At 51.9% G+C, this 15402-nt stretch carries 16 protein-coding genes; 7 read left to right on the plus strand and 9 right to left on the minus strand.

Going from position 1 to position 15402, the window contains the following annotated elements; translation table 11 throughout:
• Nucleotides 1–52 precede the first annotated feature (52 nt).
• Nucleotides 53–547, plus strand: coding sequence for a Dps family protein (locus SE18_RS17715; RefSeq protein WP_083469986.1), 495 nt, complete (start codon nt 53–55; stop codon nt 545–547).
• A 71-nt stretch (nt 548–618) separates the two neighbouring features.
• Here the strand turns inward: SE18_RS17715 and SE18_RS17720 are convergent, their stop codons facing one another.
• Genes SE18_RS17720 through SE18_RS17740 form a run of 5 tightly spaced genes read right to left on the minus strand, consistent with a single transcriptional unit; the run spans nt 619 to nt 3839 of the window.
• Nucleotides 619–1368: a glycosyltransferase family 2 protein gene (locus tag SE18_RS17720; protein WP_054535790.1), complete on the minus strand. Its 750-nt coding sequence runs from the start codon at nt 1366–1368 to the stop codon at nt 619–621.
• Nucleotide 1369: 1 nt separating this feature from the next.
• Complete coding sequence (locus SE18_RS17725; RefSeq protein ID WP_054535791.1) at nt 1370–2119, minus strand: hypothetical protein; 750 nt, start codon at nt 2117–2119, stop codon at nt 1370–1372.
• An 11-nt stretch (nt 2120–2130) separates the two neighbouring features.
• Nucleotides 2131–2640: a zinc ribbon domain-containing protein gene (locus SE18_RS17730; protein WP_054535792.1), complete on the minus strand. Its 510-nt coding sequence runs from the start codon at nt 2638–2640 to the stop codon at nt 2131–2133.
• 9 nt (nt 2641–2649) lie between these two features.
• Nucleotides 2650–3162, minus strand: a complete 513-nt coding sequence (locus SE18_RS17735; RefSeq protein ID WP_054535793.1) for a zinc ribbon domain-containing protein — start codon at nt 3160–3162, stop codon at nt 2650–2652.
• Nucleotides 3163–3188: 26 nt separating this feature from the next.
• On the minus strand, nt 3189–3839 hold the full coding sequence (locus SE18_RS17740; protein WP_054535794.1) for an NUDIX hydrolase: 651 nt from the start codon (nt 3837–3839) through the stop codon (nt 3189–3191).
• A 117-nt stretch (nt 3840–3956) separates the two neighbouring features.
• Here SE18_RS17740 and SE18_RS17745 point away from each other — a divergent pair, with 117 nt between their 5' ends.
• From SE18_RS17745 to SE18_RS17760, 4 genes are all read left to right on the plus strand, one after another.
• Nucleotides 3957–4928: a GDP-mannose 4,6-dehydratase gene (locus SE18_RS17745; protein WP_054535960.1), complete on the plus strand. Its 972-nt coding sequence runs from the start codon at nt 3957–3959 to the stop codon at nt 4926–4928.
• A gap of 12 nt (nt 4929–4940) precedes the next feature.
• Nucleotides 4941–6011: a mannose-1-phosphate guanylyltransferase gene (locus SE18_RS17750; protein ID WP_054535795.1), complete on the plus strand. Its 1071-nt coding sequence runs from the start codon at nt 4941–4943 to the stop codon at nt 6009–6011.
• A 77-nt stretch (nt 6012–6088) separates the two neighbouring features.
• The gene (locus SE18_RS17755; RefSeq protein WP_054535796.1) at nt 6089–7069 is read left to right on the plus strand and encodes a sugar phosphate nucleotidyltransferase; all 981 of its coding nucleotides are present in this window, start codon (nt 6089–6091) and stop codon (nt 7067–7069) included.
• 110 nt (nt 7070–7179) lie between these two features.
• Nucleotides 7180–8595 (plus strand): phosphoglucomutase/phosphomannomutase family protein, encoded by a 1416-nt coding sequence (locus SE18_RS17760; RefSeq protein ID WP_054535797.1) that lies wholly within the window; start codon nt 7180–7182, stop codon nt 8593–8595.
• Nucleotides 8596–8800: 205 nt separating this feature from the next.
• Here the strand turns inward: SE18_RS17760 and SE18_RS17765 are convergent, their stop codons facing one another.
• Nucleotides 8801–9427: a nitroreductase family protein gene (locus SE18_RS17765; protein WP_054535798.1), complete on the minus strand. Its 627-nt coding sequence runs from the start codon at nt 9425–9427 to the stop codon at nt 8801–8803.
• 220 nt (nt 9428–9647) lie between these two features.
• Between SE18_RS17765 and SE18_RS17770 the strand changes: the two genes are divergently transcribed.
• Both SE18_RS17770 and mnmG read left to right on the plus strand, forming a co-directional pair.
• A complete protein-coding gene (locus SE18_RS17770) occupies nt 9648–10040 on the plus strand; it encodes a CoA-binding protein (RefSeq protein WP_054535799.1) in 393 nt (130 codons plus the stop codon).
• 423 nt (nt 10041–10463) lie between these two features.
• A complete protein-coding gene (gene mnmG / locus SE18_RS17775) occupies nt 10464–12416 on the plus strand; it encodes a tRNA uridine-5-carboxymethylaminomethyl(34) synthesis enzyme MnmG (protein WP_054535800.1) in 1953 nt (650 codons plus the stop codon).
• A gap of 271 nt (nt 12417–12687) precedes the next feature.
• Here the strand turns inward: mnmG and SE18_RS17780 are convergent, their stop codons facing one another.
• From SE18_RS17780 to SE18_RS17790, 3 genes are read right to left on the minus strand one after another with little or no spacing between them, the layout of a single operon-like run.
• Complete coding sequence (locus tag SE18_RS17780; protein ID WP_054535801.1) at nt 12688–13083, minus strand: Zn-ribbon domain-containing OB-fold protein; 396 nt, start codon at nt 13081–13083, stop codon at nt 12688–12690.
• A 3-nt stretch (nt 13084–13086) separates the two neighbouring features.
• Nucleotides 13087–14241 carry a thiolase C-terminal domain-containing protein gene (locus SE18_RS17785; protein WP_054535802.1) on the minus strand — a complete coding sequence of 385 codons (1155 nt, stop codon included), beginning with the start codon at nt 14239–14241 and terminating at the stop codon, nt 13087–13089.
• A 13-nt stretch (nt 14242–14254) separates the two neighbouring features.
• Nucleotides 14255–15301 (minus strand): hydroxymethylglutaryl-CoA synthase, encoded by a 1047-nt coding sequence (locus SE18_RS17790; protein WP_054535803.1) that lies wholly within the window; start codon nt 15299–15301, stop codon nt 14255–14257.
• Nucleotides 15302–15402 lie beyond the last annotated feature (101 nt).

The following is a 15402-nucleotide window of genomic DNA, read 5'->3' on the forward strand; positions in this document are numbered from 1 at the left end:
CATCTGCAATATTGCGCATTAGAAAATCCTAGTTTGAAGGAGCATGCGTACAATGGATAAACGCTTAAAAACCCCAACTGATTTAGATTCTAAAGCAACTGGCCCAGTAATTGAAGCACTCAATCGCAGTTTGGCCAATTCGTTTGCCTTATACATGAAATACAAAAATTTTCACTGGCATTTGACTGGCCGCCATTTCCGCGATTTACACTTGATGTTCGATGAGCACGCCAACCAGATTTTTGCTACGACCGATATTTTGGCTGAGCGCGCCCGCCGCATCGGTGGTACGTCGCTGCGCTCAATTGGTCATATCAGCGAGTTGCAAACGATCGACGATAATAATGCTGAGTTTGTCGAGCCAGCCAATATGCTGACTGAGCTGGTAAGCGATAATCAAACCTTGGTTAAAAATTTGCGCAAAGCCCACGATGTTGCCGATGAAGCCAACGATGTGGCCACCGCCAGCGAGCTTGAACCAATGATTGATCAAGCAGAAAATCGAGTTTGGTTTCTATTTGAACTTTCTCAAGAAACCAAAGGTTAAGTAAGCGAGCGAAGACATACAGATGTCTAATCAAGAATGGGCTGGGGCTATTTTCCCCGACCCATTTTGATTTAACCCCAATGTTTGGCCAACGCCAGATACATTTTAAACTCGTACCAACCCATCACCAACGCCAACAGCATACCCAAGAAGCCATCGCGATAGCCGCCCCAGGTGACATAACGGCGCCAGATTGCGCGCAACGGTTGCAAGACATAATTTTGGGGCTTGACCCGCACGCCATTGCGATAAAGCGTGGCGGCCTCTGCTTGAGCATAACGCTGCTGCTTTTCGCGCAATTCGGCCCACGATTCAATATTAATATGCTCAAGATGCTGGCTTAACTGGCCTTCGCTGCCAGCTAAAATAACCAATTCATGTACCAAACGGCTAGGATCGTACTGGGCTTTAGCACGTTGGAGCAGGCGTAGTTGACGGTCGGGATACCAACCGCCGCCGCGCAAGGCCCGACCCCAATAGCGGTTGAAGCGCGGAATCCAGTAGCCCGCGTGGCTTGGTTGGCTTGGCAAAAGCTGGCGGATTTCATGCTGCAAGCTGGGAGTTACCCGCTCGTCAGCATCCAAAAACAGCACCCACTGGCCCTTACATTCGGCCAAAGCCCGATTGCGCTGGGCAGGAAACGACTCAAACGGCGCAGCGATCACCCGCGCGCCAGCCTGGGTGCAAAGCTCGGCGGTGCGGTCGCTGGTGCGTGGGTCGAGCAAGACCACAATTTCATCGGCTACATTGGCGATTGAAGCTAAGGCGGCTCCAATGTGGCGTTCTTCATCGCGAGCAATAATGGCAACAGATAACAACATATTAACGCGGCTGCTTCTTTCGAATCAAAAAGGCGATTGAGCTAATTAAGGATAGGGCTGCACAGACCGTCATCATAATCAAGCCCGAACCTGCTTGATCAATATCGTCGCTGACTGCCGCGCCAATTAATAATAGCCCAGTAATGCCCAAAACAAATAAACTTGGCACAATATTCAAGCCACCCCAGAGGTTGCGGCGTTTGAGATAGGCCATAATGCTGAGACCCAAACTAATCACTGCGCCAGCAGGAATGCCATAAATAAATAAGGCCGCGCCTTCATTCATCACATCTTCAGCATATTGCGGGTCGATCATCTTAAACAAGCTGATGCCTGTGCCACTTAGCACTACTAATGGCAAAAACATGCCAATCAAGATGCCCAAGGCGCTGATAATCATCAAGATTGCTGGAATGCTGCCATTTGCTGCGGGAATCGCGCCATAACCAGCGTGATTGGGAACGGCATATCCTTGGGCATAGTTTGGTTGCGGCGGTTGTCCATAGCTTTGAGGTTGGCCATAGTTTGGTTGTTGATAGGGATTTGGCTGAGCTGGTTGGCCATAGTTGGCTGCTGGTGGCAGTTGGGTTGGGTTGATCGCTTGGGTTTTATCAACCGGATTCGACATTGGCGGCAGATTGGACAAGACTTGGGTTTTATCCATGGCGGCTGGTTGGGTAATTGTTGCGCCGCACGAAGCGCAAAACTTACTGTTATCTGCGATGATGGCTGAACATTGCAAACATTGCATTGCGTTTCCTTTCATTTTTTGGCTGTTATTTGAAACAGCAAACTTGTGGTCGTTAGGGTAAAGCTGCCAAATAAACCAAGCCAAAAGCCTAACAGCGGGCTATACGCTGAAGCATTGATGAAGGCTCCAAACCCAAAGGTTGCCAATATTACGCTGCCTGCCATTCCACAGAACATAGCAGCCCGCGCCCAAAGCGCATTTTGGCTTATTAAGCAAGCTATAGCAGCTAAAAATGCTAGCAAGACGACAATTGAATACGCATAACTTAGGCTTGTCCATAAAGCAGGCCATTCAGGGTTAGGCTGGCGGATGTTGCTAAGAACCCGAAAACTTTGTGCATCGCGGTCATGTTCAGCTAAAGCTAAGCCGAGTGAGGCGACCATGAGCAACGCATCCATGAAGATTGAAGCACCAAAAGCCAGCAAATTAGCGCGTCGTTTGGGCTGATTCAGTTGTTTGCCACAATAGGGGCAACTAGCGCTAGCCGTTGCTAGGGTCATGGCACAAGCTGGGCATTGCATACAAACCTCCTAGCTGACGTTGGGCTGCGATCGAGTAAGATAGCGAAACAACGCACCACTCAGTAACAAGCCAACGGCCCCGATGACAAGTAGCCAAAAACCTTCGCCATAGCTTGATCCTTTGATTTCAGCTCTAAACATCACACGGATAAAAAGCAACGTAGTTCCTGCGATGCTTGTAGCGCTAGTTGCCCAGTTTTGGCGCAACTTTAGGGTACTCCCAACAGCGCTGATAAAAGCGATACAGCCAATTACAACCAATGTGTAACTCATAAAGCGCCAGCGTTCTGGCCATGGAGTAAGTTGATCACGCATGAAACCATCAATCAGTTTAAAGGCTTGACCTGTCTGATCGATTTGGATTAACGGTAAAAAGATTGCTACCAAAATCAGGCTCGCTACGCCAACCATCACCAAGCCAATAATTTGAAGCTGGTTCAAGCCTTGGCTTAATTTACTGCCGCAGTACGGGCATGTGTTCGTCGAAACCGCAATCACTTTGGTACAATGTGGGCATTGCATTGCTTCTATTCCTCTCATTTCACCACTTATGCTTGAAAATACTCCCAAATTACTCGATGGGTCACCGCGCGAAAGCGACCCCAATCTTGCCAATTGCCAGCAATTTCGTGGTCTTCGCTGCCGCTCAGGCTTTCGAGTTGCGCTGCTAGGGTTGGTAGATCGGCCACCTGTGGAAAGCCAAAGGCTGCGACTTGCTCCGATTCATCAACGGCGCCCAACATGCCGCCTAATTCGCGCAGCAAAAAGCCAAAAGTATAAAACGTTGGGCTGGGGCTGTTGGTTGGGCGATAACTGACCGCCGCCAAAAAACGTTCAACTTGCACATCAAGCCCAGTTTCTTCGGCGGTTTCGCGCAACAAGGCCGTATACACTGGCTCATCGTAATTGATGCCGCCAGTTAATAAGCGAAAACAATTGGCGGGATAATAGGCTTTGCGCGCGCTGATCAGGCTACCATCAGGCCGTTGCACCACCATACAAACCTCGCCATAGCGGTCGGCTTTGCCAAATGGCGCAAACAAGCCTTTGATGTTAATCGCTTGTTCAGTTGGGCTAGCAGGATACTGACCATCGGGCAAAACCAAGGCTACTTGATGCACATGCGGCACGCCAAAACGCGCAACTAAATCGGCTAATTCAGTGCCAACGTGGTTAGGAAGTTGAAATTGCTCAAACATACAAACGATCTCCAGCACAACAAAAATCCTGCTTCAGTATAGAAGATAACGCAAGCCATGGGCATAGGCACAAAACGCTTCTTGCCAACAATCTCAACTCGCAGTATAGTGCGCGCTATGACACGAGCATTAATTACTGGCGCAACTGGCTTTGTTGGCCAACATCTTGTTCGCTATTTGCAGCAAGCAACCACGTGGGAATTATGGGCCTTAGGGCGCACGGCGCACCCAGAACTTCCAACGGTGCTGGCTGATCTGCTTAATCCTACGGCGGTGAATGCGGCAGTGGCGAATGCGGCTCCCGATGTGGTGGTGCATTTAGCTGCCCAATCGGCGATTCCGCAATCGTTTCGCGACCCTGCTGGCACATTCAATAGCAATGTGCTTGGCCAATTACACCTGTTTGAAGCGATCAAGGCTGCTCAGCTTGATCCGCTGGTGCTGGTGGTTGGCTCGAATGCGATGTATGGCATGGCCCATCGTTCGGGCTTGCCAGCAGATGAAAACACCATGCTTTGCCCAGCCGATCCGTATGCTGTTTCCAAGGCAGCCCAAGATTTGTTGGCGGGCCAATGGTGGTATAGCCATGGCCTGAAGGTGATTCGTGCTCGGCCATTTAACCACACTGGGCCAGGCCAGCGCGCCGATTTTGTGGTGCCAGCGTTTGCCCACCAGATTGCGCGCATTGAAGCAGGCTTGCAACCGCCAGTGATTCAGGTTGGCAACCTCTCGCCCCAACGTGATTTTAGCGATGTGCGCGATGTTGTGCGTGCCTATCACTTGCTGCTCGAACGAGCGCAGCCTGGTGAGATTTATAATATTGGTGTCGGTCAGAGTGTCTCAATTCAGTCAATTCTTGATAGCCTCATTGCACTCAGTGGCCAAACGATAACGGTCGAAGTTGATCCTCAACGCTTGCGTCCGGTTGATGTGCCAATTGTGGCCTGCGACGCGACCCGTTTGCGTAACCAAATCGGCTGGGAGCCGCACTATCGGCTTGAAGATACCCTGCGCGATATTCTTGCTGAATGGCGCAGCCACGTTGCTAGCGAGGTCGAGAGAGTTGGCTCCCACAATAACCAAACATAGAGGATTAACGATATGGATATCTTAGTGCTTGCCGGTGGGACTGGCTCGCGCTTGTGGCCACGCTCACGGCGCACCAAGCCCAAGCAGTTTTTACCCTTGCTTTCAAATCGCACCATGCTCCAAGAAACTGTCGATCGCGTGCGACCGTTGATGGAAGAAGGCCGCGTTTTCGTGGTAACTGGCTCGGATTACGAGGAATTAATTCGCGAGCAGTTGCATGATGTGCCACGCAATAACGTCATTTTAGAGCCAAGTGGCCGCGGCACTGCTTCGGCAATTGGCTTGGCAGCAATCCACATGCGGCGTTCGGCGCCTGATGCTGTGATGGCGGTGCTCAGCGCTGATCACTTGATTTTGCGCAACGAAGCCTTTCGTCAAGCCTTGCAAGCTGCCGAAGTTGCCGCCCGCGAAGGCTATTTGGTCACTTTGGGGGTAAAACCATCGTTTGCCAACACTGGCTATGGCTATATTCAATGTGGCGACTTGATCACCGAAGCGCATAATCACAAAATTCATCGGGTGCAGCGCTTTGCAGAAAAGCCCGACCATGATACCGCCGAGCGCTATTTGGCCCAAGGCAATTATTTTTGGAACGCTGGAATTTTCGTTTGGCAAACCAAAACCTTCCTTGATGCAATTAGCAAACATATGCCCGAATTGCGCAACCAGCTGAATCAAGTGCAAGCTTCGTTTGGCAAATCGCGCTACCACGATACCTTGGCTCAGGTCTGGGATAATGTCGAAAATATCACGGTCGATTATGGCATTATGGAGCGCGCGCCAAATGTAGCAGTCGTGCCCGTTGATATTGGCTGGAGCGATGTTGGCGATTGGCATACCTTGACAACCTTGATGAGCGACGACGATTCGGCGAATGTCGTGATTGGCCCGCATGTCGAGGTTGATACCAAATCGACTTTGATTTACAGCGATTCAGGCCGCATGATCGCCACGATTGGGCTTGATGGCTTTTTGGTTGTCGATACTGGCGATGCCTTGCTGATTGCGCCCCGCGATCGTGCTCAAGATGTCAAGAAAATTGTTGATCAGTTGCGGACTGAAGGCCGCAACGATGTTTTGTAAGCTATAATTGAGCGTGCACGGCAGCAGGTGGTTAGCGATAACCAAACCACTGCCGTGCTTTTATTGAAAGCAGATCTATGCGTGCAGTTATTTTAGTTGGCGGATTGGGCACTCGGCTGCGGCCATTGACCAACCAGCTTCCCAAACCATTAGTGCCAATTGCTGGCGAAGCCCTGATGAGCAGAACCTTGCGCCGTTTGCGCAACCAAGGCGTGCGCCATGTGATTTTGGCGGTGCAATATTTGGCCGAGCAATTTTTGGCCGCCTATGGCGATGGCTCGGCGTTTGGACTGAATTTGCAGATTGTGCAAGAACCAGAGCCATTGGGCACTGCAGGCGCTGTGCGCTACGCCCTTGAACAAACCAAATTGCTTGAGGCTGGGCCGATGTTGGTGTTGAATGGCGATGAATTAACCGATTTTGATGTTGCTCAGCTATGGCAAGCCCACGCGCAAGCTGGCGGCGTGGCGACAATTGCAGTGCGCGAGGTGGCAGATACCTCAGAGTTTGGCGTGGTTGCCAGCGATGAGCAGCAACGAGTTTATGCCTTTCAAGAAAAACCTGCGCCAGGCACGGCGCTCGCTAACACAATTAATAGCGGAGCCTATGTATTTGCGCCAGCAGCCTTGGCCCAGATTCCAGCTCAAGGCTTTGCAATGCTCGAACGCGATCTCTTCCCCAGTTTGTTGGCAGCCAAAGCGCCGATTTATGCCTACCAACACAGCGCCTATAGCCAAGATATTGGGACGTTGGCGGGCTATTTAGCGGCCAACGAAGCAGTCTTGATGGGTCGTTTGCCCCAAGAACCAGTGCATGGCATACAATATGCAGCAGGAGTGTGGGCTGCGGCTGATGCTCAAATCAGCCCTAGTGCCCAATTAATCGCCCCGATTATGCTTGGGAGCGGCTGTGTGGTTGGTGAGCAGGCCCGACTTGAACGGGTGGTCGCTTGGGAACGTGTTACAATTGAGGCCGCTGCAAGCTTAACCAATGTCGCTCTTGCCAGTGATGTACTCATTGCCCACCATGCAACTGTTGAAGGTCTTGCCCTTGGTTAACACCATTCCAATCAACTCATCCAATTCGCTATTTCATTTGGCTTGACGAGCGATCGTCAGCAATCTCTTTTCGTGGAAACCCAATTTCAATCGCAAGCTCAGGAGCGTGTATGGCATCAGCAATCAAATTTGGCACCGACGGTTGGCGAGCAGCAATCGCTGAAGAGTATACCTTTGACAATGTGCGCATTGTTACCCAAGCCGTTGCAGATTATCTGCATGAGTCGGGCTTAGCCCCGCGTGGGTTGGTGGTTGGTTATGATACTCGTTTCGGTTCCGAGCGCTTCGCCGCCGCCACCGCCGAGGTGCTGGCTGCCAATGGGATTCACGTTTATCTAACCGAAAAAGCTACCCCAACTCCAGTTGTTTGTTGGAGCATTCTTTGCAAAAAAGCTGGTGGTGCTTCAATCATCACTGCTTCACATAATCCACCTAGCGATAATGGCTATAAATATAAGCCAGAATATGCTGGCTCGGCCTCGCCCGACGTCATCGCCCGCTTGGAAGATCGTTTAGAAAAAGCTCCAGTCAAGCGTATGACCTTGCGCGAAGCAGAAAAACAAGGCTTGGTCGAACGGATCAACGGCACGCCTGATTATGTGGCTCAAATCAAGCAAATGGTTGATTTAGAAGCGATCAAACGCGAAGGCTGGACGATCATTAACGATGCGATGTATGGCGCTGGCGCTGGTTTCTTGCCACTCTTGCTTGATGGCGGCCAAACCAAAGTTGTGCCAATCAACGATACGCGCAATCCGTTATTCCCTGGCATGCGTTCGCCCGAGCCAATCGACGACAATTTAACCAAGCTCAAAAATGTGGTTAAGCAAAGCGGCGCGTTTGCTGGCCTTGCCTACGATGGCGATGCTGATCGAGTTGGTTTGGTCGATGAAAAAGGCAAATTCGTCGATCAGCTGCGGGTATTTGGCTTGCTGACCTATTATTTATTGGAAGTTAAAGGCTGGCGCGGCCCAATCGTCAAGTCGCTTTCGACTACCTCGATGGTCAATCGCTTGGCTGAGCTGTACAATGTGCCAATTTACGAAACGCCGGTTGGCTTCAAGCATATCGGCCCCAAGATGATCGAATCGAACGCGATTATTGGCGGCGAGGAATCTGGCGGTTTTGCTTTTGCGAAGCACTTGCCAGAACGTGACGGGATTTTGTCGTCGCTGCTATTGCTCGATTTGTTCTTGAAACGTGGCAAAACGCCCAGCGAAACCATGGAAGAATTGCTTAACAAAGTTGGCCCGCACTTCTACGATCGGATTGATATTACCTATCCCGCCGAGCAGCGCGATACAATTCTCAAACGGGTTGATGCTGCGCGGCCCGATGCCTTGGCTGGCCTAACCGTCAATTCGATCAATACCCAAGGTGGCTACAAATATTATCTGCAAGATGGCAGCTGGCTCTTGATTCGCTTCTCTGGTACCGAGCCATTGTTGCGGATTTACACCGAAACCCGCTCTCCAGAGTTGGTCGAAAAACTCTTGGCTGAAGGTCGGGTCATCGCTGGGGCATAGATTTGAATGAAACCGCATAAGTCGAGATGAAACCGCGAAGGACGCGAAGCGCACGAAGGTTAAGTATCTGGGAAACGTGAAATTTATACAAATTTCAGCGAACCACTTAACTAAACCTTAGCGATCTTCGTGTCCTTCGCGGTTTAACGACAAGAAAAAGGCTAGTGTATGATGCACTAGCCTTTTCTTTGCTGATTAACCAAACTTAGTCGATGAATTGGGTAATTTTTTCGACTTCGTGGCGGTGGTGTGGGTAGCCTTCTTCAGCGGCAACGCCCAACGCAACTAAGCCAGCAAATTGAACGTGAGCTGGCAAGCCCAAGATTTCTTTGACTTGGGCTGGATCAAAGCCCAACATCAACGAGGTGTCGTAGCCTAATGAGCGAGCGACCAATGAGAGATAGCCAAGGGCGATGTTGGTTTGGCCCAAACCCCAAGCTTCTTTTTCTTCTTGGCTGCGGTGAGCGAAGGCACCCAAAACGCCATCGATTGCGCCTTGGCGTTGCTCTGCTGGCACGCCTGGGTGAATTACATCGGCGAGGTTAGCTAAGGCATCAGTGGTGTCGCTATAAACTGCAATCACAACTGGCGCGTTGCCAACTTGGCCTTGGCCATAGGCTGCTGCTTGCAATTTGTTTTTGACTTCTTGGTTGCGCACGGCAACGAAGCGCCATGGTTGGATGTTCCACGCTGAAGGAGCTTTGCCGGTCAATTCCAAAATGGTTTTGAGGTCGGCTTGGCTCACTTGGTCATTGGTATATTTACGAACTGAGCGACGGCTGTTGATTGCATCGGCGACGCTCAAAACATTGTTTACTGCTGGCTGAGTCATTGGTCTAAACTCCTAGAAAATAGGGCAGCACCATCATTTGGGCTGCGGCTGCTGTATCTGTAACTATCATAATTACATATTGTCCTTGGATTTATCTATTGACGCGTCCTTTGGCTCGTCCCAAGCGCAGTTCATGCTGTCCTAATTGCTGGCAATTTCGGGCAATCTGCTGGTTTTGGGGTACAATCCTTGCGATATGGGTTGCTTATAAGGAGGAACTATGAGCGATATTAAACAACTGTTGAGTAATGCCAAAACGATTGCCGTGGTAGGCCTGAGCAATAAACCAGATCGGGCGAGCTATGGCGTAGCCGAATATATGCAACGCGCTGGCTATCGGATTATTCCAGTCAATCCGGTGTTGACCGAGCCTGTGCTTGGCGAGCAGCCAGTTGCTTCATTGCGCGATATCAACGAGCCAATCGATATTGTTGATATTTTCCGCCGCGCCGAAGATGTGCCACCTGTGGTCGAAGAAGCGATTGCGGTTGGTGCTAAGGCGGTGTGGATGCAGCTTGGCATCGTCAATCAAGAAGCCGCCGCCGCTGCCGAAGCCGCTGGCTTAGAGGTTGTGATGGATAAATGTATAAAAGTCGAGCATATGCAGCAATAGAGCATAGACCATAGAGCAGAGAGAGGGGTGAAGGATGAGGTATGAATTCAAAAGTCAAAAATCAAGATATAGCCAGGGGCCAGTGATCAGGGGACAGGATTTAACGCAGAGGCGCAGAGCACCGAAGGATGAAGGATGATGGATGAGGGATGAAGTCAAGAACATAGAACAGAGATGGGGATCGGTTGTTGGGGGCTGGGGATGAGGCTATGGGCTTTCGTCTATTGAATTGGTGCAATTCGTGACTAAAAACAGCCTTCGCGCTCTTCGTGCCCTTCGCGGTTGCTCGTCCTTCGTGTGCTTCGTGTCCTTCGTGGATCAAAACTCCCAGCCCCTGATTCTCGACCCCTGACCCCTCGTCCCAAAATATCAAGTTTGCGGTACAATAAACTATCGTGTTCTTCACTTATGTCTTGTTGAGCTATGCTAAATTTAACTTATGATGTGGTCGTTGTTGGCGGTGGGCATGCGGGTTGTGAGGCGGCTTTGGCTGCTGCACGCATGGGTTCGCAAACCCTCTTGCTAACGATCGATCTCGATAAATTGGCGCACATGTCGTGCAATCCATCAATTGGTGGCCCCGCAAAAGGCAACTTGGTGCGCGAAATTGATGCACTTGGTGGCGCGATGGGGGTCATCACCGACCGCACCTTGATTCAGATTCGGCTGCTGAATGAAACCAAAGGCCCAGCCGTTCAAGCCTTACGCGCCCAAAGCGATAAGCGTTTGTATGCCAAGGCCATGAAAGAGTTTCTGGAGGCCCAGCCACATTTAGCGCTCAAACAAGCCATGGTTGAGCGCATTATCCCCTTGGCTGATCAAGCTGATGGGGCCAATTTTGCCGTCGAAACCCAAACTGGTTGGCAATATCGGGCTAAGGCTTTGGTGTTGACCACGGGCACGTTTTTGCGTGGCCGCGCAATCACTGGCGAAGCGATTATTCCTGCTGGCCGTATGGGCGAGCAACCAGCGGTCAATCTTTCAAGCGATTTGAGCCAGTTGGGCTTTCCACTGGTGCGCTTGAAAACTGGCACGCCGCCACGGATCGATGCGCGAACGATTGATTTTACGGGGCTAGAAGTGCAGCCAGGCTCCAGCACGCCGCTTTATTTTTCGTTTAATTACGCTGGGCATCGGCCCGAAAGCTTGGTGCATGGCCCGCCCAACCCAATTTACCCAGAGCCAATGCTTGATGGCTGGCGACCACAATTGCCCTGCTATCACATTTATACCACGCCCGAATTCCACCAACATATCCGCGACAATTTGCATCGCGCGCCGATGTTTAGTGGAGTGATTGAGGGCGTTGGGCCACGCTACTGCCCCTCAATCGAAGATAAAATTGTGCGCTTTGCCGATAAAGAATCGCATGGCTTTTTCCTTGAGCCAGAAGGCTGGGAAACCCTCGAAATCTATGTGCAGGGCTGCAATACCTCGCTGCCAGAAGATGTGCAATGGGCTATGTTGCGTTCGATTCCGGCGTTGCGCAAGGTCGAAATTATGCGGGTTGGCTATGCGATTGAGTATGATGCAGTCGCGACTGGCGAAATTACGGCCTCGCTCGAAGCCAAACGCTTGCCACATCTCTTTTTTGCTGGCCAAATCAACGGCACAACTGGCTATGAAGAAGCTGGCGCACAAGGCTTGATGGCGGGGATTAATGCTGCGTTGAAGGTTGCTGGGCGGGCGCCATTTATTTTGCGCCGCGACCAAGCTTACATTGGCGTGATGATCGACGATTTGGTGACCAAGGAAATTCGCGAACCATACCGCATGTTTACCTCGCGGGCTGAGCATCGCTTGTTGCTACGTGGCGATAATGCCGATCTGCGGCTTACGCCTTTGGCTGCTGAGCTTGGCTTGGTCAGTGCCGAGCGAGCCGAGCAAGTCGAACGCAAACAATGGGCGATCGATCAAACTACCCAACAATTGCGTGGTTTGCGCTACACGCCAAGCGCTGAAACCAATGGCCGCCTACAAACTGCGGGCATCGATCCATTGTTGCAGCCAGCTTCAGGCGAAGATATTCTACGGCGGGTCGGGGTCAAGTACGCGCAGTTGGCCGAAGTCCAGCCTGATCTGCCAGCAGTTGAGGCCGATGTGGCCGAGCAAGTTGAGCTTAGCGCTAAATATGCGGTTTACATCGCCAAAGAGCAAGCCTCGGTTGAGCGGGTGCGCAAAATGGAAGATCGGCGTTTGCCTGCCGATTTGGATATTGAGGCGATTCCTAGCTTGCGGATCGAGGCGCGGCAAGTGCTCAAACGCTTCCGCCCAGCAACCTTGGGCCAAGCCTCACGTTTATCGGGCATCAACCCCGCCGATATTGCCCATTTGCTGATTCACCTCGAACGCCGCGAACGGGCGACGGTGGAGTAGGGTTTAGGAGCCAGGGGTCAGGCAGTTTTTAACCGCGAAGGACGCGAAGAGCACGAATGTTGAATTAGTTGGAAACTTGAAATGTATACAAATTTCAGCGAACCACTTAATTAAACTTTAGCGCTCTTCGCGTCCTTCGCGGTTTCGTCCCATCCTAAACTTCGTGTCCTTCGTGCGCTTCGTGGATCAATTTAACTCAAACTTCGCGCTCTTCGTGTCCTTCGCGGTTTCGTCCCACCCTAAACTTCGTGTCCTTCGTGCGCTTCGTGGATTAATCGATTAACTGCGGTCGAAATTTATAGCCATAGACCAACAGATCGTCCTCGCCAACTTTGCCCCAGCTGCGGGTCACTGCTTCCACTGCCATGCCAATTTGCAACTCGCTTGGCTCGCAATCGGTCAATTGGGCCGTGATCAAACAGCCATCGGCCAGTTTGATTATCCCGACAATCACAATTGGCTCGTGGTCAAATTCGCTGCGATTGCTGCGCTGCGCCGTCCACGAAAAAAGTTCACCAGTATTGGCCAATTGATAGGGCTGCCAAGCATCTTGTGGCTCGCCTAATTTGGCTGGCTGAGCGGGAAAGCGCACCCGACCATCGCTGTGGCGCTGGCCTTCGAGGCGGTAGCGTTGGCCTTTGAGCCGCCATTGTTTTGGTAGATTCATCGCTTAAACCTCGGCTACTTGCAAAATATGGGTCACGGCAGTTGCGCCAACGCCGCCCAAACATTGGGCTAGGGCGGTTTTGGCCTTGGCAACTTGGTTGGCTCCTGCTTGGCCGCGCAATTGAGCCACTAATTCGACCACTTGATAAACTCCGGTTGCACCGCCAACATCGCCACGCGCTTTATAACCACCAGCGGTTGCCAGCGGAAGTGCGCCATCTTTGGCAATCACGCCTTCGGCAGCTAATTGGCTGGCTTGGCCACGTTCTGCATATCCCAAGGCCTCCAAACTAAGCGCTGCGGCAATGCCATGGGGATCGCTTAATTCGATTAAATCAATTGCATCGCGGTCGATGTTGGCTTGTTGCAAAGCCTTTGTGCCACTAGCTGCTGCCGCCTCAAGCCACAACAGATCAGGACGTTGGGCCAAAGCCACGGTGCTGCTGCTGCTGGCGCTACCCACAATTGCAATTGGCTGGGCTACTTCTCGGGCGTAGCGTTCGCTGACCAACACCACTGCTGCTGCGCCATCGGCAACTGTCGAGCAATCGAGCATATTCAATGGCTCGGCAATTTGGCCTGCATTGGCCCATTTTTGAGCATTGATTGCAAAGCGATAAAGGGCATTGCGATTGCCAGCGCCATTGGCATGGGCATTGATCGCAAATGGCGCTAAGGCTGTCGCTGGCAATTGATATTGATATAAATAGCGTTGCATCAATAAGGCCCAGCCGCCAGTTAATGTTAGGCCAACGGCGCGTTCTAGTTCGCCATCCAAGCCCAAGGCCAAACTTGCTTGTACAGCGGCATCAAGTTTGTCGGTGGCTTTTTCGACGCCTAGCACCACGACAACATCTGCTTGGCCGCTGGCAATTGCCAAATAGCCTTGGCGCAGAGCCAAAGCGCCGCTCGCTCCGGCTGCTTCAACCCGCACAGCTTCGCAGTTCAGGCCAGCTGCGCCAGCGATATATGCGCCAAGTTGGCTTTGCTCGCTGAGCGTATCGCCAAGCGCATTGCCAACATACAAGGCTTCAATTAGGCTAGGATCAAACGAGCCAACCGCGCCCCGCAGCGCCTCTAAAGCCAAATCGAGCAACGAACGATCGTAATGTTCGCGAACGGCGGTACAGGCTGTGCCTGCAATAAAAACCTGTTGCATTGCACCTACCCCTTTACTCAACAATTTTGCCGCGCCACTTGGCATAGGTGGCATAATCGATTAATTGGCGGCGTTTGAGATAGGCACTGGTGCGGGGCGCTAAATTGCGTGCAGCCACCAAGGCTTCTGTTACCACCAACGAATAGGCATCGCTGCCAGCGCCGCTGCCATACGAAGCCAGCAAAATGCGGTCGCCAGCTTGGGCCACATCAAGCACAGCGCATAAGCCAATCATCGAGGCTGCCGAATAGCTATTGCCAATTTCGCCCGCCAACAAGCCTGCTTGGCATTGCTCAGGCGTAAAGCCAACTTGTTTCGCCACAGTTTGGGGAAACTTCACATTGGGCTGGTGAAAAACAGCATAGTGATAATCGGCGGCAGTGCGGCCTAATTCGGCCAACAATTGCTTGGCAGCAGTGCTGACATGGTGAAAATAGGCTGGTTCGCCAGTGAAGCGATTGCCATGCATCGGGTAAGGCCGATCGGCGCGGCGAAAGAAATCGGGGGTGTCGGAAACATACGATACGGTTGCTTCGATCGTGGCGAGCGCTTGTTGGGCTGGGCCGACGATTAACGCTCCAGCAGCGGCAGCGGCGGTATATTCCAAGGCATCGCCTGGGCGACCTTGGGCAGTATCAGCGCCAATTGCCAGCACATAATCGGCCATGCCACTGCCAACCAAGCCCATGCCTGCGCTCAAGGCTTCGGTTCCAGCTTTGCAGGCAAATTCCCAATCGGCGGCGCTGATCCAGCGCGAGGTGCCGAGCGCTTCGGCCACAATTGTGCCACTTGGCTTGACGCTATAGGGGTGGCTTTCGCTGCCAACCCAGACGGCGGCCAATTGTTGGGGGGCGATTTGGGCACGCTTGAGGGCATTGCGCCCAGCTTCAATCGCCATCGTAATCGTATCTTCATCGGGGCCGGGCACGCTTTTTGATGTAATTGGCAATGCTCCTTCGCTAGCAGCCCAGACGCGGGCAATTTCTTGGGCTGCAATCCGATAGCGCGGAACATATGCTCCATACCCAACGATCCCAACCGGACGTTCAGGTTGACGCATGAGTTTGTCCTTTCAACAATGGTTGGTGGTGCAGCGTTGCAACCGCTAGCGGCATTGCCAGCTCAATTTCTGCTAGCACTCTAGCACGCTGAAGCTGCCAA

Origin of the sequence: Herpetosiphon geysericola (genome assembly GCF_001306135.1) — a bacterium.
Classification (GTDB): Bacteria; Chloroflexota; Chloroflexia; order Chloroflexales; family Herpetosiphonaceae; genus Herpetosiphon; species Herpetosiphon geysericola.